The organism is Pseudomonas sp. 910_21, from assembly GCF_052850735.1.
The window spans coordinates 181,179-202,356 of record NZ_VXCY01000010.1; the positions used below are offsets into that span (position 1 = coordinate 181,179).

Sequence of the window (21,178 nt, forward strand, 5' to 3'; positions counted from 1 at the left end):
CACAGCCGCTTTTCAGCTGCGCAGATGGGTCAGGGGCAGTTCGGTGCTGTTGAGCACCTGATTGAGCACGAAACTGGAGCGCACACTGGTCACGCCGTCGATGCGGGTCAGGTGGCCAAGTAGCAGCTTCTGGTAGTGATCCATGTCCGGCACCACCACCTTGAGCTGGTAGTCGGCGTCCACGCCGGTCACCAGGCTGCACTCCAGTACCTGGGGCAGGCTGCGGATGGCCGCTTCGAAATTCTCGAAGCGTTCCGGTGTGTGCCGGTCCATGCCGATCAGTACGTAGGCGGTGAGGCTCAGGCCGAGCATCTTGCGGTCCAGCAGGGCGACCTGGCGGGAAATATAACCGTCGTCTTCCAGTTGCTTGACCCGGCGCGAGCAGGGCGAGGGCGACAGTCCGATGCGCTCGGCCAGTTCCTGGTTGGAGATGCGGGCATCGCGTTGCAATTCGGCCAAAATACTCAGGTCATAGCGGTCGAGTTTGCTCATCAATCAGGCCTTTGTCATAAGTATTGCGTTTAATTATCTATCTTGAGTTAAAAATTGCGCAAGAGGTGTTTTTGCAAGCAATCTTCGCAATCCTCTGTCGCCGGCCCAGGCCTATTCTTATCACCAGAATCACTGCCCGGACATAGAGTCCACTGCGGCCCGCCGAATCAGGCCTGCCGCGGCCGCCAACCCCACAGGGTTGATCCGGCCCCCGGGCTACACCCTGTCCAGAAGACGGAGTGAGGTGAGCCGGCGCCAAAAGCGTCGAGCACGGACAAAATCTCAAAGGGTGGCCGACGGGCCGCCCTTTTTTATTGCCTGCGAAATAAGTCTCGTGACTGATAATCTGCTGCAGAACCGCTCCAGGCTTTTTCAGTCTGATGTACAGGCCCCAATCCGCAGTGAGGAATAGCATGAAGTCGCGCATCTGGCGTTTGGCAGGTGTTGGTGTGTTGTGCGTGAGCGTCAGCGCGCAAGTGCTCGCCGATGAGCGAGACGAGAGACGCCCACCCCAGCAGGGAGCGCCTTCGGGCGGGCAGCGTGAGCATGCCCCCGAAGGGCGTGGCGAGGGTAATCAGGGCCGTCCGGCGAACTCGCCCGAACGTGCGCAACCTGCCCCGCAGCAGCCGCGTGGGCAGAATGAAATCATTCGTGGCGATAACAGCCGGCAGTTCGAACACAACGGCCAGAATCCGGGTGGGCAGTGGCAAAACCGCCCCCAGCATGATCCCAATCAGCAGGGGCGACCGGCTCCTCAGCAGCCTGCCCCAGGACTGCCCATCCAGAGCCGGCCCGATACCGTGCGCCAGACCCAGGAGCCCCAGCGCGGCTATTACCAGGACATTCCCCGGCGCAACGATTACAACCAGCATTGGCAGGCCGGTGGTCCAGGCTCGCGCCCCGACAATGGTCGCCCCAACGACTATCGCTGGCCGGGTCGTCCCGACGGGCATGGCAACGGCTGGGGGCCTGGTCCGCAATATCGCCCAGGCTACGTGATTGATCGTTTCCCCGAGCGCAACTACCGGGTGCCATACCGTGGTCAGGATTACTTTTTCTCGGGGGGCTACTGGTATCGCCCACAAGGTCCGCGGTATGTGGTGGTGCGCCCGCCTTATGGGATTCGAGTGGCCTATCTGCCCGACTATGCCCGGGAAGTGTGGATCGGCAGCGCGCTATTCTTCCTCGCCGCCGGGGCCTATTACACCTATGAAGCCAACACCCAGCAGTATGTCGTGGTGGAGCCGCCGGTAGCGGCGCCGCCCAGTCAGCCCAGTGGCAATGGCTATGATGTGCTGGCGTACCCGGTCAACGGCCAGTCGCCGCAGCAGATCGATCAGGATCGCTACGACTGCTATCGCTGGGCGGTGCAGCAGAGTGGTTTCGATCCGGCCAGCGCGACCTATCAGCCGGCCCCGGAAGTGGTGCAGACCTACCGGCAGGCCCAGGGCAACTGCCTGAGCTCGCGGGGCTACCAGGTCACTTACTGAGCCCTGGCGGCCTCGACCACTTCCTGTGGGTCGGCGTGTACCAGCACTTCGGCCCGCGGGTACGCCTGCTGGATCGCCTCGGCAGCCTGATCGCTGATGCCATGGGCTACCGAGAGGGTCAGGTCGCCAGGCAGTTCCAGATGCAGTTGGACGAACCAGTGGCTGCCGGAAATTCGCGTGCGCAGGTCGTGGGCACCCAGCACGCCGGGCACACTGCAGGCCAGTTCCAGCATGTGCTGGCTGACATCGGCGGGCAGTTCCTCGTCCATCAGCACCGAGAAGCTTTCCCGGGCGATCTGGATCGCGCTCCAGAGAATGTAGACAGCGATCCCCAGGCCGAACCAGGCGTCCACCTGATGCCAGCCGAGGGCCGCCAATACCAGGGCCAGGAGGATGCTGCCGTTGAGCAACAGGTCGGAGCGGTAGTGCAGTGAATCGGCCCGTACCGCGTTGGAACCGGTTTCGCGGATCACCCGATGCTGCAGGCTCAGCAGCGCCACGGTCAGCACCAATGACAACCCGATCACCCCGATGCTCAGCCAGGGCGCGCCCACAGGTTCAGGGTTCTGCAGCCGCTCGAATGCCTGAAACGCAATCAGCACCGCACTGCCGGCGATGAACAGCGCCTGGGCCATGCCCGCGAGAGACTCCGCCTTGCCGTGGCCGTAGCGGTGATCGTCATCGGCCGGGCGCAGGGCGTAGTGCACCGCCAGCAGGTTGAGCAGCGAGGTGAAGCCGTCGAGCACGGAGTCGGTCAGCCCCGCCAGCATGCTCACCGAGCCGCTGAGCCACCAGGCGATGGCCTTGGTCACAATCAGGATGCCTGCCACCGTGACCGAGGCGCGGGTGGCCAGGCGCAGGAGGCGAGCGTGTTCCGGGTTGCCAATCATCGACGGCGGGTTCCTTGAGTGTGGGGATCAGGCCGCAGGTTGCAGGCCGTACAAGGCCAATTGCTGCACGCTGCCCTTGTGCTGGATCAGGCGCGGGTCATCCAGAGGGAAGCTGCCCCCCAGTTCGCTTTCCAGAATGGCCTGCAGTTTGCGGTTGTCGACTTTACCGTCGGCGCCAATGGCCTGCTGGAGTTTTTCCGGCGCGATTTGTGCGGTCTTGCCCGGCTCCAGGTAAATCGCCCCGGTGGCGAAGTCGACGCCAAAGGCGATCAGCCCAGGGATCACATAGAACAGCAGGCCCACGGCATCGAGCACCACCACCACTGGATCGATCTTGCCGTCGATCTGGCCGCGGCGGTCGGGAAAGAAGATCGAGCCGCAGGCGGTGAGTTGGGTCAGCAGGGTGGTCACCAGAACGCCGCCAATGACTCGGTGGGGAATACGCATGGATATCTCCTGGTAAATATGCAGACAAAGCGAAATGGAGCGGGGCATTGAGTCTTGTCGATCAGCACTCAGACCATGATTAACCCCAGGCAGTTCGCCGTTATACTCGCGCCTCTGTTTTGGAGCCAGCATGAATTCTTTGCCAATTGATGAAGTTTTGCCTGCACTGCGCGAAGCCTTGGCGGCGCGCCATGAAGCGGTGCTCGAAGCCCCGCCCGGTGCCGGCAAGACCACCCGCGTGCCTCTGGCGCTTCTGGATCAGGACTGGCTGGCCGGACAGACCATCCTCATGCTCGAGCCCCGGCGCTTGGCGGCCCGGGCTGCGGCAGAGCGCCTGGCCAGCGAACTGGGGGAGAAAGTCGGTGAAACCGTGGGTTACCGCATCCGCCTGGACAGTAAGGTCGGCCCGCGTACCCGTATCGAAGTGGTCACCGAAGGCATCCTCACCCGACGCCTGCAGGACGACCCAGCCCTGGAAGGGGTTGGCCTGCTGATATTCGACGAGTTTCACGAGCGCAGCCTGGATGCCGATCTGGCCCTGGCCCTGAGCCTCAATGGCCGGGAACTGTTTCGTGACGAACAGCCCCTGAAGATTCTGTTGATGTCGGCGACCCTGGAGGGCGAGCGCTTGTCCGCGTTGCTGGACGACGCGCCGATCCTGCGCAGTGAGGGGCGCATGTTCCCGGTGACCCAGCGCTGGGGCCGGCCTTTCCAGCCCGGTGAGTTCATCGAGCCGCGGGTGGTACAGACCATTCTTGAAGCCATCAACGATGAAAGCGGCAGCCTGCTGGTGTTCCTCCCTGGGCAGGCCGAGATTCGTCGAGTGCATCAGCAGTTGGCCGAGTCCTTGGGGCAACGCAGCGAGATCCTGCTCTGCCCACTGCACGGCGAGCTGGACCTGGCCGCTCAGCGCGCCGCCATCGACCCGGCACCGGCGGGCCAGCGCAAAGTGGTGCTGGCCACCAACATTGCCGAAACCAGCCTGACCATCAATGGCGTGCGGGTGGTGGTGGACGCCGGGCTGGCCAGAGTGCCGCGCTTCGATCCCGGCAGCGGCATGACCCGTCTCGACACTCAGCGCATTTCCCGGGCCAGTGCCACCCAGCGCGCCGGGCGGGCAGGGCGCCTGGAGCCCGGCGTGTGCTATCGCTTGTGGTCGGCGGATCAGCAGGAACAACTGGCCGCCTATGCCGGCGCGGAGATCCTTCAGGCTGACCTGGCCGGCCTGGCCCTGCAACTGGCGCGCTGGGGCGTGACCCCGAATCAGCTGGCCTGGCTGGACCCGCCTCCCAGCGCCGCTTATGCACAGGCTCAGGACCTGTTACTGCGCCTGGGAGCGCTCAACGACGACGGCACGCTGACCCGCCATGGCCAGGCCATGGCCGAGTTGCCGGCCCATCCGCGCATTGCCCACTTGCTGTTGCGCGGCCAGTCCCTGGGGCTGGCGCAGATGGCCTGCGACGTCGCGGCCCTGCTGGGGGAACGGGATATTTTGCGCGGGGCCGGCGCCGACCTGCACAGCCGCCTGGTGCTGCTTTCCGGGGAGGAGCGCGCAGCCCGTGGTGCACAGGGTGGCGTCCAGCGTGCGCGGCAACTGGCGCGGCAGTACCGTGGCTACCTGCGAGGGCAGTCCGAGGCAGCCGTCGCCGATCCCGAGCATCCGCGCTGGCTGGGTGCCTTGCTGGCCCTGGCCTATCCCGACCGGGTAGCCCAGCAGCGCCGTCCCGGTGGCGCCGAGTACCGACTGGCCAACGGTCGTGCGGCGCTGTTCAGCGAAACCGACAACCTGATGAAACAGCCCTGGCTGGTGATCGCCGACCTGGGCAGCCGCCAGGGCCAGCGTGAGGAGCGCATCTACCTGGCAGCGGATTTTGATCCGAGCCTGTTCGATACGGTGCTGGCAGAGCAGGTGCGCAACGTCGACCAGCTGGATTGGGACGAGCGCGAAGGCGTGCTGCGGGCCGAGCGTCAACGCAAGGTCGGCGAGCTGGTACTCAGCCGTGAACCGCTCACCGGCCTGGACGAGTCGGCCCGTAGCCGGGCCCTGGTCAACCTGGTGCGGCGCAAGGGCCTGGAACTGCTGCCCTGGACCCCGGAGCTGCGCCAGTGGCAGGCTCGGGTGACCCTGCTGCGGCAGCTGGATCTGGCGGACAAGGGCGAGAGCCAATGGCCGGATGTCAGCGATGGCGCCTTGCTCGCAGGGCTGGAGCAGTGGCTACAGCCCTACTTGGGCAAGGTGTCGCGACTCAGCCACTTTGCCAACCTGGAGCTGGCCGGCATCGTCCACAACCTGTTGCCCTGGCCGCTGCCCCAGCGTCTGGACGAGCTGGCTCCGCATCATCTGACAGTGCCCTCGGGTTCCTCGATCCGACTGGACTACAGCGAGCAGCCGCCGATTCTGGCGGTGCGCCTGCAGGAGCTGTTTGGTCTGTCGGACACCCCGCGGATTGCCGGTGGCCGCCAAGCGGTCAAGCTGCACTTGCTGTCGCCGGCGCGGCGTCCGGTGCAGGTCACCCAGGATCTGGCGAACTTCTGGCGCAGCACTTACGCCGAGGTGAAGAAGGATCTCAAGGGCCGCTACCCCAAGCATTACTGGCCGGACGATCCGCTGATCGCCGAGGCCACGGCGCGGATCAAACCCCGCAAGTAGAGCGGGGTTACAACGCCGGCAACAGGAAGCGTGCAAGCACCGGCAGGTGGTCGGAGATGCGTTGGGTGTCGTCTTGACGTACTCGGGATTCAACCCGTTTCAGCCGTGGGCTGTAGAACAGGTAGTCCACCGTGCGATCCGGGCCGTCGAGGCTCGGGTCGTTGGGGTAGTGGGTCAGCCAGCGAGCACGATCGACGCCACTGGCCTGTGTGTTGCTGGGGATCATCGGGTACTTGTCCCACAGCAGGTGCAGTGGGCTGTCAGCGTTGTAGGGCGCGCGCTGTTCTTCGCTCAGGCGTTGGTACTGGCCCAGGGGCAGCAGGTTGAAATCGCCGCCAATCAGCCACGGGGTGCCGCGGCTCTCCAGTTTGTCCAGCACCTTGGCAATGGCCACCATCTGCTTCTGCTGAGTGTCATCGGCGCGCTGCGCACGTTCCAGATGGGTGTTCAGCACCACCAACTGGCCGCCATCGCTCAGGGGCAGGTAGCTCAGCAGCAGAGCGTCCTTGGGCTGGAACTGCCGGCTGATGAGCGGGCGCGGGGCAACCGGCAGTTGCAAGCGTTCGGCGTGATCGATGCGGTAGCGGCTGAGGGTCACCAGTTGCCGGCCGACGCTGCCGAAGATGTGCAGGGAGGGCACGAAATCCGCCTTCCAGTCGTAAGCCTGGGTGCTGCAGGGGTAGAGATCGGCGACCCGCTCCTGCAGCAGTTTGAGTTGATCCTGGTAGGCGCTGGCCTTGGCGCCATTGTCCACTTCCTGCAGCAGCACCAGATCCGGCTGTTCGTCGCGGATGACTCGGGCCACTTCGTCGAGGCTGAAGGCCATGTCTTCCAGGGTCGGACGTTCGTCTTCGCCCCGGGCCTGGTCGTTCCAGAACACGTAACGCTTGCCCGCCAGGTACTGCAGGTTCCAGGTCATGACCTTGAGTGCCTGGCCCGGCACCAGCGGCGTAGCCTGGGCACTGCAACTGACCGTCAGGGTTTCCTTGGGCTGTGGGCGCCAGGTCAGGCTGTAGATCAGGCCGGTCAGCACCAGGCCGATCAGTAGCAGGCTCAACAGGGTGATGCGCAGTAGACGGGTCATCGGCTCGGCTTATGGCGTTGCAGGATGGGCCGGAGCATAACCGAGTGCGCGGCCGTCACCCAAGGGGTAGAGCGGCCGCAAGGTGAATCAGCGTTTGTCCGGCTGCTCGCTGATCAGCATGAACAGGCGGAACAGCACCACGCTGGTGAACAGCTGCAGGAAGCTGTAGGCGCTGTCGATGGCCAGGGACAGGATCGGGTTGTGCGGTTCGGGATACGCGGCTTCGCTCGCCCCCTTGAGCAGCCACAAAGGTGCCATGACCGCCAGGATGCACAACAGGATGCGCAGGAAGTGTCCGCGGCTCAGGCGCAGGCTTTCCTTGATGGCCGCCAGGGGCGCCTGGCCTTTGAGCACCAGCAGGTATTCGGCGAATGCCAGCACCACCATCAGCCACAGCCCAGGCAGGAAATACAGCGACAGCCCCAGCAGAATCAACAGCGTGCTGACCGCGGTCAGCAGGGCGAAGCGCGGCCACAGGCTCAGGGCAATGGCCCAAAGATCACGGTTGCGGGGCGATTCCCCCCGGGTGCGGGCGTCGAGAAACAGGATCAGTGCGCCGGTATACAACGGATACAGCAACAGTCCCACCACCACGCTGGAGCCAGGAAAGGCATTCTCGCCCAGGGCGCTGCTGACGCCCTGTTGCAGCAGCGCTTCGAGAATCACCAGGGGCAGGCACAGCTGTGCGATCCGGCCGAGGTTGCGCTGGAAGAAATACAGGGAGTCGCGGAGAACATCTAACGGATTCATCGATGGGGATCGCAGTTGACGAAGCGGTTGAACACTTTAACCGAAGCAGGCCCCCCGGGAGCAAACGTAAACCTTGAGTAAAGACCATTGAAACTCGTCGCCCCAGCCCCATAACTGGTGCGTACCGCGGCCCTATGGGGGCACGGACCAGATTTTTACCGGCAATCTAAAGAGGTCGCCATGAACAGCGAAGAGCAAACCCTGATCGATGGACTGTTTTCACGGTTGCAACAAGCCGAGACGGACTCAGCTCCACGTGACGCCCAGGCCGAAGCGCGGATCAAGGAACATCTGATCCGCCAGCCTGCGGCCGGGTATTTCATGACCCAGGCGATCCTGGTGCAGGAGGCTGCCCTCAAGAGCCTCGACGAGCAGAACAAACAACTGAGCCAGCAAGTGCAGCAGTTGCAGGCCGAACTGCAACAGGCCCGTTCCCAGGCCGCCGCTGCGGCTACAGCTCCGGCGGCGAGTGGCGGCTTCCTGTCGAGCATCTTCGGGGGGGCCCGCGAGCCGCAACCGGCTCCCGCGCAGGCCCCGAGTGTGGCGCCGTCCTCGGGCGGTGGCTGGCGTGAGCCATCCCGCTCGTCCTTCGGCGCGCCCCCGCAGCAGAATTTCGGCGCCCCGCAGCAGAACTATGCGCCGCAACGGGCACCGGCGGCGGCCGGCAGCAGCTTCCTCGGTGGGGCCTTGAAAACCGCAGCCGGCGTGGCGGGCGGGGTGATGCTGGCCCAGGGCATCAGCAGCCTGTTCCACAGCAACCAGCAGCCTCAGGAAGTCGTCGAAGTCATCAAGGAAGAACCGGCGCCGGCGAGCGACAACAGCGGCTGGGGCAATGACGATCAGCGGATGGCCAACAACGACTCCTGGGGCAACAACGACCAGGGCGGCTTCAGCAACGCCGACTACGACAACGACGACAGCTCGTTCTTCTCCGACGACGATTCCTTCGTCTGACGCTCCGTCGGTCCGGGGCAGGCGCCTGCCCCGGACCGATTATTCGCGGAACATTCCTTGTGACTGGCATACTGGGCGACTTTTCGGGTCTTGAGCCCCGTTCCAGCCCTTGCGCTGCTGCGCCATGAGGATTAGCGGTGAAGAAAATCGCTGTGTTCGCCGACGTCCAGAACCTCTATTACACCGTCCGCCAAGCCTATGGTTGTCACTTCAACTACGCGGCGCTGTGGGCGGATATCAGTAAGGAGGGGCAGATCGTCGAAGCCTATGCCTATGCCATCGATCGCGGTGACAGCAAGCAGCAGCAGTTTCAGCAGATCCTGCGCAACCTGGGCTTCACGGTAAAACTCAAACCCTACATTCAGCGCAGCGACGGCTCGGCCAAGGGCGACTGGGACGTGGGCATCACCATCGACATCATGGATGCCGCCGCCCAGGTCGACGAAGTGGTGCTGGCCTCCGGCGACGGCGACTTCGACCTGCTGCTCGAGCGCATCATCCACAAGCACGGGGTCAGCGCGGTGGCCTATGGCGTGCCGGGCCTGACTGCCAATTCGCTGATTCGCGCGGCCACGCGCTATGTGCCGATCGAAGGCGCCTTGCTGCTGAAAAGCTGATCAATTTTTATACGGAGCTGCACAGGTTTGGAACGTATTGCCGTCATCGACTTTGAAACCACCGGGATCTCCCCGAGCAGCAGTTGCCGGGCCACGGAAATCGCCGTGGTGATCCTAGAACAGGGGCGCATCGTCGAGCGTTACCAGAGCCTGATGAACGCTGGCGTGCGGGTGCCGGGCTTTATCGAACAACTGACGGGCATCAGCAATGCCATGCTGCGCAGCGCCCCGCCGGCGGAGCAGGTGATGAACGAGGTCAACGAGTTCGTCGGCACCACGCCGTTGCTGGCGCACAACGCGGCGTTCGACCAGAAGTTCTGGGATTTTGAGCTAGGGCGGATCAAGCGTACCCGTCTGCAGAATTTTGCCTGTTCCTTGTTGCTGGCCCGGCGCCTGATGCCCGCGGCTCCGAACCACAAGCTGGGCACCCTGACCTCGTTTGCCGGCTTGCCCCACACCGGTCAGGCTCACCGAGCCATGGCCGATGCGGAAATGGCCGCCAACCTGGTGGCGCACCTGGCCGGCGAGCTACGCCACAAGCATGGCTTGCGTGAACTGTCCCACGACTTCCTCTGCAAGTTGCAGAAGGTCCCAGCCGCCAAGATTCCCGAGCACCTCAAGCGCCAGCGCGGTTTCTGAGGGGCCGGTCCGGCTCACTTGCCATTGTTTTCCAGTTGCCCCAGGGGGACACGCCGTTCGATGGCGCTGGAAAGCACGATGGAGGTCTTGCTGAAACCGAACTGGGCCACGCGGTTGATCAGTTCCTCCAGCTCCGGCATCGAGCCCACGGCAGCTTGCATGATCACGCAAGGGTCCCCCGTCACCCGATGACACTCGGTGAGCTGGGGGATCTTGATCAGTTCGTCATAGTTCTTCTGGTTGCCGTGCTGGGCCAGACGCAACTCGATCACGCACTGGATCGGTAGCCCCACCTTGGCCATGTCGACCTTGGCCTGATAGCCGGTAATCACCCCGCTGGCTTCGAGCTTGGCCACGCGCTCGGCCACCGCCGGCGCCGATAGGTTGACCTTGCGCGCCAGATCGGCATAACTCGCTCGGCCGTTTTCCAGCAAGCTGGCCAGGAGCATACGATCATATTTGTCCATGGAAGGCCTCTGTTAGGTACGACTTTCGAAAGCACGGCATATAGCCCTGAACTCCATGTTTTGGAAAGTGTACTGCCGTTATAAACAGGTTTTGTAACTTAAATTCCCTGCAGCGGCTTTTTAGAATAGTGCTCCCCCTGCCTGTCTCCGAGCTGCCTCCCATGCCTGGCCAAAGCCGTTTTCCGTTGCCGTTGATCGCCGCCTTTTTTGCTCTGTACGTGATCTGGGGTTCGACCTATCTGGTGATCCGTATCGGCGTCGAATACTGGCCACCGCTGATGCTCGGCGGTGTGCGTTTCATCATCGCCGGCAGCCTGATGTATGCCTTCCTGCGCTGGCGCGGCGTCCCGGCACCGACCTGGGCGCAGTGGAAGGCCGCGGGGATTATCGGCGTGTTGCTGCTGAGCTGCGGCAACGGTGCGGTAACGCTGGCCGAACATTCCGGGGTGACCTCCGGAGTGGCGGCGCTAGCGGTGGCCACGGTGCCTTTGTTCACCTTGCTCTGCGGCTATTTCTGGGGCGCACGCAACACGCGTCTGGAGTGGGCCGGGATCATCCTCGGGATGATCGGTATCGGCATGCTCAACCTCGGTTCCAACCTGCAATCGAGTCCGCTGGGCGCCGCCTTGCTGCTGTTCGCCGCCGCAGCCTGGGCCTTCGGTTCGGTGTTGAGCAGGCACCTCCCGCTGCCTCAGGGGGCCATGGCCAGCGCTGCAGAAATGCTCGTCGGTGGCGTGGTGTTGATGATCGGCAGTGTCTTGAGCGGCGAGCATCTGGACGCCATGCCGCCGCTGGAAGGCTGGCTGGCCCTGGCCTACCTGGCTGGTTTCGGTTCGATCATCGCCTTCAACGCCTACATGTACCTGCTCAAGCACGTACGCCCGGCAGCGGCCACCAGCTACGCCTATGTCAACCCGGCGGTAGCGGTGCTGCTGGGCATTGTCTTCGTGGGTGAAACCATCGGCATCGAGGAAGCCATGGCCATGCTGGTGATCATCAGCGCCGTGGTGCTGATCGGCTTGCCGCAATGGCGCAAGCCCAAGGCCGTGTCCCAGGAAGAGACGGCCTGATCACTGTTCAAGCGACTGGCCGGCAAGACTCCGATCGAGAAAACCGCCGATGACCTGGGTCACTTGCTGGTGAATCGCTTCGCGGCTGCGGCCGTTGCCGTCCCGGCAGATAATTTCATCCTCGGGGGCGTGCTCCTTGAGCAGAGCCGTGGCGCCTGGCTTGCAGATCTGCATGAAGCTGAAGTGGCTGGCATCGTCGATCACCAGCAGGCTTGAAGTGGCTGGCGCCCGGTTGGCCTGCAGATAGCCCGATTCCAGCGCCACCGGCATTCCAGCAATATCGACCCCGGCCCCCAGGATCAGGGTCGGCGTTTGCACCGCTGACAGGCTTTCGGGGGTAAACCCGCGGACCAGCCCCGGGTCCAGGGAAACGACCGCCTTGACTCGCGGGTCGCGCAGATCGGCGCCCAGGGGGCCTTGATTCTGCGGGGTAATTCCCAGTTCCGGTGCCAGCCCGCACAGGCGCGGGTTGGGATGCAGCCGACATTCTTCAAGGTAGCGTTGCGCGCTATAGCGGGAGCCGGCCAGCGCGGTGACTGTCCAGCCGCCCAGGGAATGGCCGATGGCGGCAATGCGTTGCGGGTCGACGGTGCCGGCCAAGGTGTTGTCGCTGGTGAGCCGGTCGATGACCCGGCTCAAGTCGTGCGGGCGTTCCCAGAGTTTGGCGGCTTCTGCGGGGCGCTGGTCGAAAGAGGTGGTGCCCGGATGATCGGGGGCCGCGACTATATAGCCCTGGTCGACCAGGCTGGATACCAGCCAACTCAGATTGCGCCAATTGCCGCGATAGCCATGGGATAGCACCACCAACGGATGTGCGGAGCCGGTAGGAGCGGCATCCTTGATGCTCGTCAGGCCCTGGAAGACCGGGTTGTCAGCAGATGTCAGCAGCGGGGCGGTGTTGGCGGTGGGGTACCAGAGGGCGACATGCAGGGGGCGCTGCTGGCTTGCGTCCGCCAGCGTCACTTCACGAAAACCGATGAGTTCGGCGGCCTGCGCCTGGGGCAGGGAAAGTGCAAGGCCCGCTAGCATCCATGCGGACAGGACAAGGTTGCGCATCAACGTCTCCATAGGCAAAGCATCGGTGTTCTGCCAGTGGGGGCGCGCGCAATGGGGGAGCAAGCGGCGATCAGCGGCAGAGAGTTGGCGACGACTGATGGCCGCCGCCGACTCTTTTACCTGAGAATGCCGGGTAAAGTCGACCGGATCGCAGCGCTACCGGTCAACCTTGTTGCCTCAGTTGCAGGTGCCGGCGTCACGCCAGACCTTGCCGCTGCCTTCTCCGCCGACAGTGGCGGCGCTAGGTTCATTGCCGCTGGTCCACCAGCGGGCGATATAGAAACGCCCCTTGTGACTGACCTTGTCATTGGCCCAGTAGGTGCCTTTGGGACTCCAGGCGCCCTGGCAGCCGGTTGGGGTTTCAACCTTGTCCGCCTGCACTGTCACGCTGTGGTCGCGGCTGACGGTATGGCTGCCGTTGCCCAGGTCCAGGGTGAAACGGTAGCTGACGTCCTTATCGCTATTGGGGGCGACAAAGGTCAGTTTCGACCCTGAGGCCTGGAAGGCCACGCTGGGCGTCACGCTCCACTTGTAGCTCAGGGCGAGGCCGGCCGGATCACTGGAGCCTGCGGCGTCGAGGGTGACCGACTCGCCGGCTTTGGCCTGGGCGGCACCGGCGATGTGGGCCACCGGCGGCTTGACCACTGCCGGAGTCTCGGCCAAGACCTTGACCTGATGCTCACGGGTTGCACTGTGCTTGCCGTTGTTCACTGTCAGGCTGACGTTGTAGATGACGTCCTGATCGGCTTTGGGGGCGACGAACTTCATCAGCGTGCCTGCTGCGTCGAAACCGACGCTGGGGCTGATTGTCCAGCTGTAGCTCAACTTGAGGCCGGCCGGGTCACTGGACGCCGTGGCATTGAGGTAAACCATCTCACCCGGCTTGGCCTCAGAGGCACCGCCGATGATGGCGACCGGCGGCTTGATCTCCTCCACTGGCGGTTCGGTCGGTTTCTCGCCACCGCTCTGGCAGGGGCCGAGGTCACGCCAGACTTTGCCAGCGCCATCAGGCCCTGTGAAGGACGGATTGCCCGGCTCGCTGCCCGATGTCCACCAACGAGCCTGGTACTGACGACCTTTCCACTGCACTACATCATTGGTGACGTAGGTGTTGCCGACTTTCCACTCCGGCTTGCAACTGGTGGTGACGGCCTTGCCCTTGATCAGCACTTCGTGGATCCGGGTGCTGCTCTGTTTGCCGTTGCTCAAGGTCAGGGTGAAGTAGTAACGGGTGTCCTCCTGCAGTTCTGGAGCGGTAAAGCTGATACGAGCACCGTCGAAGCTGAAATCCAGCTTGGGCGAGGCTTGCCAGGCGAAACTCAAGGCATTGCCTTGCGGATCGCTGGACTCTGAAGCATCCAGCACGATCGTGTCTCCGGCATTGGCTTCGGCCTTGCCGCTGATCACCGGCACTGGGGCTTTACCCGGATCCAAAGACTTCAGGGACGCTGCCTTGACTTGGTTGTCGGCACTGAACTCGCCATCGGCGAGCAAGCTCCAGACGCCGCTTGGACTGTTGCTGCCATACACCTGGTAGCCCTTGATGTTACCGGCCTGGCCGCCATCCTGGCGGGGCAGGTAATGCAGTTGCGAGAAGCGGCTGTCCGCGCCCAGGTCAATGACGATCTCATGGGGGTAACGCGCACCGGCGGCGGAGTTCCAGTAGGACTTGGGGTTGCCGTCGATGGCGTGAGCCCCGGAGCCGGCCACGGCACTGCTGGTTGACAGGACACGCCAACTGCTGCGTGGCAGTGATTGGCCCTTGGCATCGGCCAGCAGCAATTCGGCCACGCTGGCGCCGTCCTTGCCGTCCACCGCGGAGGTGGCCACCAGCTTCAGGTAGCGAGCCTGGACGCTTTCATTCCGGTTGGCGTAGCTGAATCCATCGAGCACCAGATCGGAGACGGCCTTGCTCTTGTTGCCACGCACGGCCAGGTACCAACGGCCGGCTTGCGGGTTGTTCACCCCCAGCGATGGCCCGGCACTTTCCAGGGAGCGATAGTCGTAATCGCTGAGGCTTGGTTGGGCGCCGCGCTTGATCAGCAACTGGGTGGCCGCGGGGTGTTCGGTACGCTCACCGCTGGTGATCATGAACACCAGGCGCTCTGTACCGGGGGCCACGTCAATGGGGAGGTAGCGCCATTGATTCTTGTCCAGGTTGATCCGCTCTTCGAGGACCCGGCTTGCTTGCTCCTCGGCCAGGGGCACCACGGCGGGGGCGAAAGCGGACATTCTTGCCGCGTTTTCACGCCACACCCGAGCCATGTTGGCGGTGCGTGCATCCCCTATCGGTACTCCGCGGATGTCTTTCACGTCGGGGTTGGAGAAGTAGCCGATGTTGTTGCCACACATGATGCTGCCGACCGAGCCGTTGTTATGACCGAACTTGTAGCTGGAACCATCGGAGCAGTGGTGGCCGCCGGCGTTGTGACCGATTTCATGACGGAAGACTGCGGCCGAGCCAATGTAGTTGAGGGTGTAGCGGCCACCGACATAACCCCAGCCCGCGGCGGTGTCCTCGCCGGGGGTGCCTTTGACGAATGCCGCCACCATGTCAGGGCTGTATTGCTTCATGCCTTCGGCGAACAGGGTGCTCACCTTGCCCAGGGTACCGGTGCTGGCAGAGGCGGTAATCGGATAGTCACCGGGGATCACCTGGGTGCCCACCAGGCGCAGGCGCACGCCCTGGACCAGGGACTGTTTCAGTGCGCGGTTGACGGCGGCGATCTGGCCCACGGCATACGCTTCGTGGTCGCCGATGTAGTCGGCCGCTACCTGGGAGAAACCGGCCAGCACGTCGATGACGGTTTCGCCCTGGGCGTTGCGGTTGAGTTGCAGGCTGCGCTGGCCACTGAGTGTTTCCAGCACCTGGGAGGACTCGACGACATCGCTTTCCACGTAGTCGATGCTGTTCCGTGTCTGCGCCGGATTGGCCTCAAGACGGATCATCGACTGTTCACCATTGGCGTTGCCGCGAATGATCGCGCCAACGTCGGGCAGCAGGGCGATAAAGCTGCCGTCGTCACGGGCAACCAGGGTCATCTCCCCGGGTGCGCTCAGCGAACGGGCGCGGCCTTCCAACTGACCGGTCATGACCTTGAGGTCCTTGAACGTCTCGTTCTGCTGCGGGATCAGGCTGCGGATGCGCATCCCGGTTTCCTGCAACAGCAGGTCGGTCCCGGCTTCGACAGCACTGCGCTGCATCGGATTGGCGGTCAGCGCCTGGAGATTGATGAAGTGACCGCTGATGACTTGCTCGCCAAGCGGCTGTGCAGGTGTGGCAGGTGCTTGTGCAGCAAGGGCCAAGCCACTCAGTGGCAACATTACGGCAGTCCCGAGACTGGCGACCCAAAGACGGGTGGCACGGGACAGGGCGTTTAATCTGAAGCTCGACATAACCATTCCTGGAAAGTCACAGCGCGGCGCAAAACCTGGCGAACAGGACCGCTAAAGCGTCCGCGCTGATGATGTGGATAAGGAGTTGTGCCGGCGGTCGGCATCATAGGCAGGGGAACCGTCGCCGTATATCGAGAGGGAGGCTTTTAGTACCGGTCCTAGGGAGTTTGCCGGCCCTGGGGCAAGGCCCGTTGCGCAATGGTTGTTGGCCCAATGTTGGGGGCTGTTGGGGGGCAGAGGAGAAGGACCGGCGAGTCGGCCACAACGGCCCAGGGAGCAGCGCGGTCGCAATAAACAACGCCGGGCAATGCCCGGCGTTATGGTTTCAGTATCAAAGGCTCACTCGAACCCGATCAGCAGCACCAGTGTGAAGACCACTGCTGCCATGGCCAGGCAAAACAGCAGGCTGATTCCTGCCACTCGCCATAGCGAAACAAAGCGCCCGTTGCTGGCCTTGTGTTCCACCACCTGCGGACCAAAGAGTTGGCGTGCGTAGGCATTCATCCCGTAGATCGGCGGCAGGATGAAGACCACGGCGGGAATGCTCTCCGGAAGGAAAAAGCCTGCCAGGCTCATGGCGATGAAGAGGCCGATGCCCATGGCCCAGACTTTGTTCACTTCACTTTCGCGCCCCAGTGCCTTGAGGTTCTGGCTGATGAAATAGGCGCCCGCCACCGAGGTGCCGATAAAGGTGCTCAGACCAATGGCGGCGATGCTGTAGAGGCTCAGGTTCTGATCGGCTGGCTTGTTGGCGAGAAGTTCGGCAGTGGGGGCCTGGAAAGGGTTTTGGTTATCCATGCGAGGTGGGGCTCCTGAGGGGTAAAACAAAGGGAACAGGTAGGTGCCAGGTGGGCTGTCCCGTCGTTCTGTCTGGCAACCCGTGGCAATCAGTGCGGCGAGGATACACTCACCGGGGCGTGCTGCGCAGGCCTGGGACGGCTCAGGAGCATGTCCCGGAATTAGGGTAAACTGCCGCCCATTGCCTCTCTGTGCTGACTTTTTCCTACGGTACCCCCATGACATTCGCCACTCTTGGCCTGATCGAACCCTTGCTGCGCGCCCTTGAAACCCTCGGCTACCAGACCCCGACCCCGGTGCAGGCGCAAGCCATTCCGGCGGTGTTGGCCGGTCGTGACCTGATGGCCGCTGCTCAGACCGGCACGGGCAAGACCGCCGGTTTCGCCTTGCCGCTGCTGCAGTTGCTGACCATGGAAGGGCCGAAGGTGGACAGCAACTCGGTGCGCGCGCTGATCCTGGTGCCGACCCGGGAGCTGGCCGAGCAGGTCCACGAAAGCGTGCGCCAGTACGCCGAGCACCTGCCGCTGCGCACCTATGCGGTGTACGGCGGGGTCAGCATCAACCCGCAGATGATGAAGCTGCGCAAAGGCGTGGACTTGCTGGTGGCCACCCCGGGGCGTCTGCTGGACCTGTTCCGCCAGAACGCGGTGAAGTTCAGCCAGTTGCAGACCCTGGTGCTGGATGAGGCCGACCGTATGCTTGACCTGGGCTTCTCCGAAGAGCTCAAGAGCATCTATGCCGCGCTGCCGAAGAAGCGCCAGACCCTGCTGTTCTCCGCCACTTTCTCCGACGCCATCCGTGAGTTGGCCGGGCAAATGCTCAACGACCCGCTGAGCATCGAAGTCAGCCCGCGCAACGTGGCCGCCAATACGGTCAAGCAGTGGGTGGTGCCGGTGGACAAGAAGCGCAAGCCGGAGTTGTTCAGTCACCTGCTGCGCAAGAACCGCTGGAAGCAGGTGCTGGTGTTTGCCAAGACCCGCAACGGTGTGGACGCCCTGGTGGAAAAACTCCAGGGCCAGGGCGTGAATGCCGACGGTATCCATGGCGACAAACCCCAGGCCACGCGCCAACGCGCCCTGGACCGTTTCAAGGCCAGCGAGATCCAGATCCTGGTGGCTACCGATGTAGCGGCCCGAGGCCTGGACATCGAAGATCTGCCGCTGGTGGTCAACTTCGACCTGCCGATCGTGGCCGAGGACTATATCCACCGCATTGGTCGCACCGGGCGTGCCGGTTCTACCGGTGAGGCGATTTCCCTGGTGTGTGCCGACGAGGTCAACCTGCTGTCGGCGATCGAGATGCTGACTCGCCAGACCTTGAAACGTCATGAAGAACAGGATTTCGAGCCCGAGCACCGGGTGCCGGAAACCGACGCCAGTGGTCAGGTGGTGAAGAAGCCGAAGAAGCCCAAGAAACCGAAAACTTCTGGCGGTGGCGGCAAGCGCAACCTGGGCAAGTGGGTAGACAGTGGTGAAGTGGCCGAAGCGCCGGCGGTGAAACCTGTACGCAAGGTCCCGGCGTTCAACACTGGGCCGCGCAAGCGCAAGCCTTGATCTGAATTGCGCTGATCTCTTCGCCGGCAAGCCGGCTCCTGCACCCCCCCGTAGGAGCCGGCTTGCCGGCGAAGCTGTTTACGGCCTGTGCTGCAGCCACTCCAGCATTCCCAGCCCGGCCCGACGGCCGCTGGCAAAGCAGGCGGTCAGCAGGTAACCACCGGTGGGCGCCTCCCAGTCGAGCATTTCCCCGGCGCAGAACACTCCAGGCAATGGCTCCAGCATCAGCCGCTCATCCAGGGCTTCGAAGACTACGCCGCCGGCGCTACTGATGGCCTCGTCCAATGGGCGGGTCTTCACCAGCGTCAAGGGCAGTGCCTTGATTGCTGCCGCCAGGAGCGCTGGCTCATTGAACGCCTCGGCGGGTGTCAGCTCCCGTAGCAACGCCGCTTTCACGCCTTCGATCCCCAGTTGGCTCTGCAAGTGCTTGGCCATGGAGCGCGAACCGCGAGGCTTGGTCAGGGCAGTCTGGATCTTGTCCAGGGGCTTGCCCGGTAGCAGATCGATATGAAGGGTTGCCCGGCCGCCTTGATTGATCGCTTCGCGAATCGATGCCGACAGCGCATAGATCAGGCTGCCCTCGATGCCGCTGGCGGTGATCACGCATTCCCCCAGGCGTGGGCGGTCGTCATTGAGGCCGATGGCGACGTTCTTCAACGGGGCGCCGGCGAATTTGTCGCGCAGCAACTCGCTCCAGGCACTGACCTCAAAACCGCAATTGCTTGGTTGCAACGGCGCAACCTGCACACCACGCTGCTCCAGCAGGGGTAGCCACGCACCATCGGAACCCAGTCGCGACCAACTGCCACCGCCCAATGCCAGGAGGACGGCATCCGCCTTTACCGCGCTTTCGCCTTCGGGGTGCTGGATGCGCAGGCTGCCGTCAGCATTCCAGCCCAGCCAGCGGTGCCGGGTGTGGATAACCACCCCGGCGTCGCGCAGGCGCTTGAGCCAGGCGCGCAGCAGCGGCGCGGCTTTCATGTCGGTGGGGAACACCCGTCCCGAGCTGCCGACAAAGGTTTCGATGCCTAGGCCATGAATCCACTGGCACAGTGCTTCGGCGCCGAACTCCCGCAGCAGCGGGGCGACGTGTGGCGCCCGTTCGGCGTAGCGGGAGAGAAAGGCCGGATAGGCTTCGGAGTGGGTGATGTTCATGCCACCCACCCCGGCCAGGAGGAATTTTCGGCCCACCGATGGCATGCCGTCGTACAGGTCGACCCGAACTCCGGCCTGGCTCAGTACCTCGGCGGCCATCAGGCCGGCGGGACCGCCACCGATAATCGCGACGTGGGAAGTAGGGGAGGGGGACATCAAAAAACCTAGAAAATGGGAGGGGTGGTTATTGTAAGCAAGGCTCGGGAACAGCACCTATTGGATGAGTTGCCGGCCAGTGCAGTCTTCATTTAAAACTACCGGTACCCATCTGGGTTATTCGACTGCCAACGCCAGGTATCCTCCATCATCTCCTTCAACCCGAGTTCTGCCTTCCAGCCCAGATCGTGAAGTGCCTTGGACGGGTCTGACCAGCATTGCGCAATGTCGCCCTGGCGACGTGGGGAGAGAGTGTGGGGAATGCTGCAGCCAGAGGCGTCCTCGAATGCCCGGATCATCTCCAGTACCGAGTAACCCACCCCCGTTCCGAGGTTCCAGGCATTTATACCGCTGTGCTGGCAAATGTAGTCCACGGCCGCTACGTGCCCTTTGGCAAGATCAACTACATGAATGTAGTCGCGAACGCCGGTGCCATCGGGGGTCGGATAGTCGTTGCCATAGATGGAAAGTTTTTCGAGTTTTCCCACTGCGACACGGCTTATGTAGGGCAATAGATTTTCCGGCAGGCCGTTGGGGTCTTCGCCCAGCAGTCCACTCTGATGTGCACCCACCGGATTGAAGTAGCGCAGCAGGGCAACTGACCAGCGTGGATCGGCAGTTGCCATATCCTGCAGCATCTTCTCTACCATTAACTTGGAGGTGCCATAGGGGTTGGTAGGTGTTCCCAGTGGGCAGCTCTCGACAATCGGCATCTGCACCGGGTCGCCGTACACTGTGGCGGAGGAGCTGAACACCAGACGGTAGACGCCTGCGGTGGCCATGGCCTGGCACAAGGTGATGCTGCCACTCACGTTGTTCTGATAGTAGGACAAGGGTTGTTTTACGCTCTCTCCGACGGCTTTCAGGCCAGCGAAGTGCAATACCACATCAATCTCGTACTGGGTAAAAATACGGTCAAGGACGGCGCGGTCGCAAACATCACCTTGCACAAATACAGGGGTGCTGCCGGTTATTTGTTGCACGCGCTGTAGTGAGCGCATGGAACTATTGCACAGGTTATCCAGAACCACCGCCTCGTGGCCTGCCTGAAGCAATTCCAGCAATGTGTGTGAACCGATATACCCTGCACCGCCAGTGATTAAGAACCGCATAGTAATGAGCCTGTTTCAAGTGAGTGCTGACAGTCCGGCCGCAATATTATCTGGATCTGATGGTGGATTTTTAAAAATAGTTATCGGCGATCAAATGCGGTTGGAGTTGCCTGGGTGTTTCTCGATTGATCTTCTTGAGAAACTCCAGTCACTGCTGATGCCGATGTTTATATCCAATACTCCTGGTCGAATGCCCCTGAAGTTAGTTCAGGGCCATCAACAGCGTGGCGGTGCCATGACGCACATAATCGTGCGACCGCATCATGCTTCGGCAGCTCCATCGAGGTTTACCGGTGCGCAGTTGAGTGACTTGCGCAAGGACGCGACGCGCAGCTTCAAAGGGCAGAAAAGGTTTACGGCTCCACCTGGCTTATCGAGCAAGTCGTTATCTGGCAACGAGTG

At 62.9% G+C, this 21,178-nt stretch carries 18 protein-coding genes and 1 pseudogene; 7 read left to right on the forward strand and 12 right to left on the reverse strand.

The window, feature by feature from the left end:
* Positions 1-12: 12 nt before the first annotated feature.
* Positions 13-492 (reverse strand): Lrp/AsnC family transcriptional regulator, encoded by a 480-nt coding sequence (locus FW796_RS27655; RefSeq protein WP_102865370.1) that lies wholly within the window; start codon positions 490-492, stop codon positions 13-15.
* A 413-nt stretch (positions 493-905) separates the two neighbouring features.
* Here FW796_RS27655 and FW796_RS27660 point away from each other — a divergent pair, with 413 nt between their 5' ends.
* Positions 906-1,982 carry a DUF6515 family protein gene (locus FW796_RS27660; protein ID WP_446440402.1) on the forward strand — a complete coding sequence of 359 codons (1,077 nt, stop codon included), beginning with the start codon at positions 906-908 and terminating at the stop codon, positions 1,980-1,982.
* Here the strand turns inward: FW796_RS27660 and FW796_RS27665 are convergent.
* Both FW796_RS27665 and FW796_RS27670 read right to left on the reverse strand, forming a co-directional pair.
* Positions 1,976-2,872 carry a cation diffusion facilitator family transporter gene (locus tag FW796_RS27665; protein WP_446440403.1) on the reverse strand — a complete coding sequence of 299 codons (897 nt, stop codon included), beginning with the start codon at positions 2,870-2,872 and terminating at the stop codon, positions 1,976-1,978. The two genes, FW796_RS27660 and FW796_RS27665, sit on opposite strands and share 7 nt — an antisense overlap.
* Positions 2,873-2,899: 27 nt before the next feature.
* Positions 2,900-3,319 (reverse strand): polyribonucleotide nucleotidyltransferase, encoded by a 420-nt coding sequence (locus tag FW796_RS27670; protein ID WP_102865373.1) that lies wholly within the window; start codon positions 3,317-3,319, stop codon positions 2,900-2,902.
* Between the two features lie 130 nt (positions 3,320-3,449).
* Here FW796_RS27670 and hrpB point away from each other — a divergent pair, with 130 nt between their 5' ends.
* Positions 3,450-5,969 (forward strand): ATP-dependent helicase HrpB, encoded by a 2,520-nt coding sequence (gene hrpB / locus FW796_RS27675; protein WP_446440404.1) that lies wholly within the window; start codon positions 3,450-3,452, stop codon positions 5,967-5,969.
* Positions 5,970-5,976: 7 nt separating this feature from the next.
* Here the strand turns inward: hrpB and FW796_RS27680 are convergent, their stop codons facing one another.
* Both FW796_RS27680 and FW796_RS27685 read right to left on the reverse strand, forming a co-directional pair.
* On the reverse strand, positions 5,977-7,053 hold the full coding sequence (locus FW796_RS27680; RefSeq protein ID WP_404937732.1) for an endonuclease/exonuclease/phosphatase family protein: 1,077 nt from the start codon (positions 7,051-7,053) through the stop codon (positions 5,977-5,979).
* An 87-nt stretch (positions 7,054-7,140) separates the two neighbouring features.
* The gene (locus tag FW796_RS27685; protein WP_446440405.1) at positions 7,141-7,803 is read right to left on the reverse strand and encodes a YciC family protein; all 663 of its coding nucleotides are present in this window, start codon (positions 7,801-7,803) and stop codon (positions 7,141-7,143) included.
* A 180-nt stretch (positions 7,804-7,983) separates the two neighbouring features.
* Here FW796_RS27685 and FW796_RS27690 point away from each other — a divergent pair, with 180 nt between their 5' ends.
* The 3 genes from FW796_RS27690 (at position 7,984) to FW796_RS27700 (ending at position 10,013) form a co-directional block, all read left to right on the forward strand.
* On the forward strand, positions 7,984-8,757 hold the full coding sequence (locus FW796_RS27690; protein ID WP_446440406.1) for a DUF2076 domain-containing protein: 774 nt from the start codon (positions 7,984-7,986) through the stop codon (positions 8,755-8,757).
* 137 nt (positions 8,758-8,894) lie between these two features.
* Positions 8,895-9,374 carry a LabA-like NYN domain-containing protein gene (locus tag FW796_RS27695; protein ID WP_102882313.1) on the forward strand — a complete coding sequence of 160 codons (480 nt, stop codon included), beginning with the start codon at positions 8,895-8,897 and terminating at the stop codon, positions 9,372-9,374.
* Between the two features lie 27 nt (positions 9,375-9,401).
* On the forward strand, positions 9,402-10,013 hold the full coding sequence (locus tag FW796_RS27700; protein ID WP_110596235.1) for a 3'-5' exonuclease: 612 nt from the start codon (positions 9,402-9,404) through the stop codon (positions 10,011-10,013).
* 14 nt (positions 10,014-10,027) lie between these two features.
* On the opposite strand, the gene FW796_RS27705 is transcribed toward FW796_RS27700, so the two are convergent.
* Positions 10,028-10,480, reverse strand: coding sequence for an Lrp/AsnC family transcriptional regulator (locus FW796_RS27705; protein WP_346635688.1), 453 nt, complete (start codon positions 10,478-10,480; stop codon positions 10,028-10,030).
* A gap of 161 nt (positions 10,481-10,641) precedes the next feature.
* Between FW796_RS27705 and yedA the strand changes: the two genes are divergently transcribed.
* Positions 10,642-11,550 (forward strand): drug/metabolite exporter YedA, encoded by a 909-nt coding sequence (gene yedA, locus FW796_RS27710; RefSeq protein WP_346635689.1) that lies wholly within the window; start codon positions 10,642-10,644, stop codon positions 11,548-11,550.
* On the opposite strand, the gene FW796_RS27715 is transcribed toward yedA, so the two are convergent.
* The 3 genes from FW796_RS27715 to FW796_RS27725 all read right to left on the reverse strand — a co-directional run bounded on the left by FW796_RS27715 (position 11,551) and on the right by FW796_RS27725 (position 16,800).
* Entirely contained in the window at positions 11,551-12,606 is a 1,056-nt protein-coding gene (locus tag FW796_RS27715) for an alpha/beta hydrolase family protein (RefSeq protein WP_346635690.1), read from the reverse strand. It lies immediately after the preceding gene.
* A 177-nt stretch (positions 12,607-12,783) separates the two neighbouring features.
* Complete coding sequence (locus FW796_RS27720) at positions 12,784-15,930, reverse strand: discoidin domain-containing protein (RefSeq protein WP_446440407.1); 3,147 nt, start codon at positions 15,928-15,930, stop codon at positions 12,784-12,786.
* A gap of 411 nt (positions 15,931-16,341) precedes the next feature.
* A complete protein-coding gene (locus FW796_RS27725) occupies positions 16,342-16,800 on the reverse strand; it encodes a hypothetical protein (RefSeq protein WP_404937727.1) in 459 nt (152 codons plus the stop codon).
* Positions 16,801-17,018: 218 nt separating this feature from the next.
* Between FW796_RS27725 and FW796_RS27730 the strand changes: the two genes are divergently transcribed.
* A complete protein-coding gene (locus tag FW796_RS27730; RefSeq protein WP_346635693.1) occupies positions 17,019-18,353 on the forward strand; it encodes a DEAD/DEAH box helicase in 1,335 nt (444 codons plus the stop codon).
* 78 nt (positions 18,354-18,431) lie between these two features.
* Here FW796_RS27730 and FW796_RS27735 read toward each other — a convergent pair whose 3' ends face one another.
* The 3 genes and pseudogenes from FW796_RS27735 to FW796_RS27745 all read right to left on the reverse strand — a co-directional run.
* Positions 18,432-19,664 (reverse strand): TIGR03862 family flavoprotein, encoded by a 1,233-nt coding sequence (locus FW796_RS27735; RefSeq protein ID WP_446440408.1) that lies wholly within the window; start codon positions 19,662-19,664, stop codon positions 18,432-18,434.
* Positions 19,665-19,762: 98 nt separating this feature from the next.
* Complete coding sequence (gene galE, locus FW796_RS27740; RefSeq protein WP_346635933.1) at positions 19,763-20,776, reverse strand: UDP-glucose 4-epimerase GalE; 1,014 nt, start codon at positions 20,774-20,776, stop codon at positions 19,763-19,765.
* Positions 20,777-20,852: 76 nt separating this feature from the next.
* Positions 20,853-21,157: pseudogene (locus FW796_RS27745) on the reverse strand (hypothetical protein); the annotation flags it as partial.
* Between the last annotated feature and the right edge of the window lie 21 nt (positions 21,158-21,178).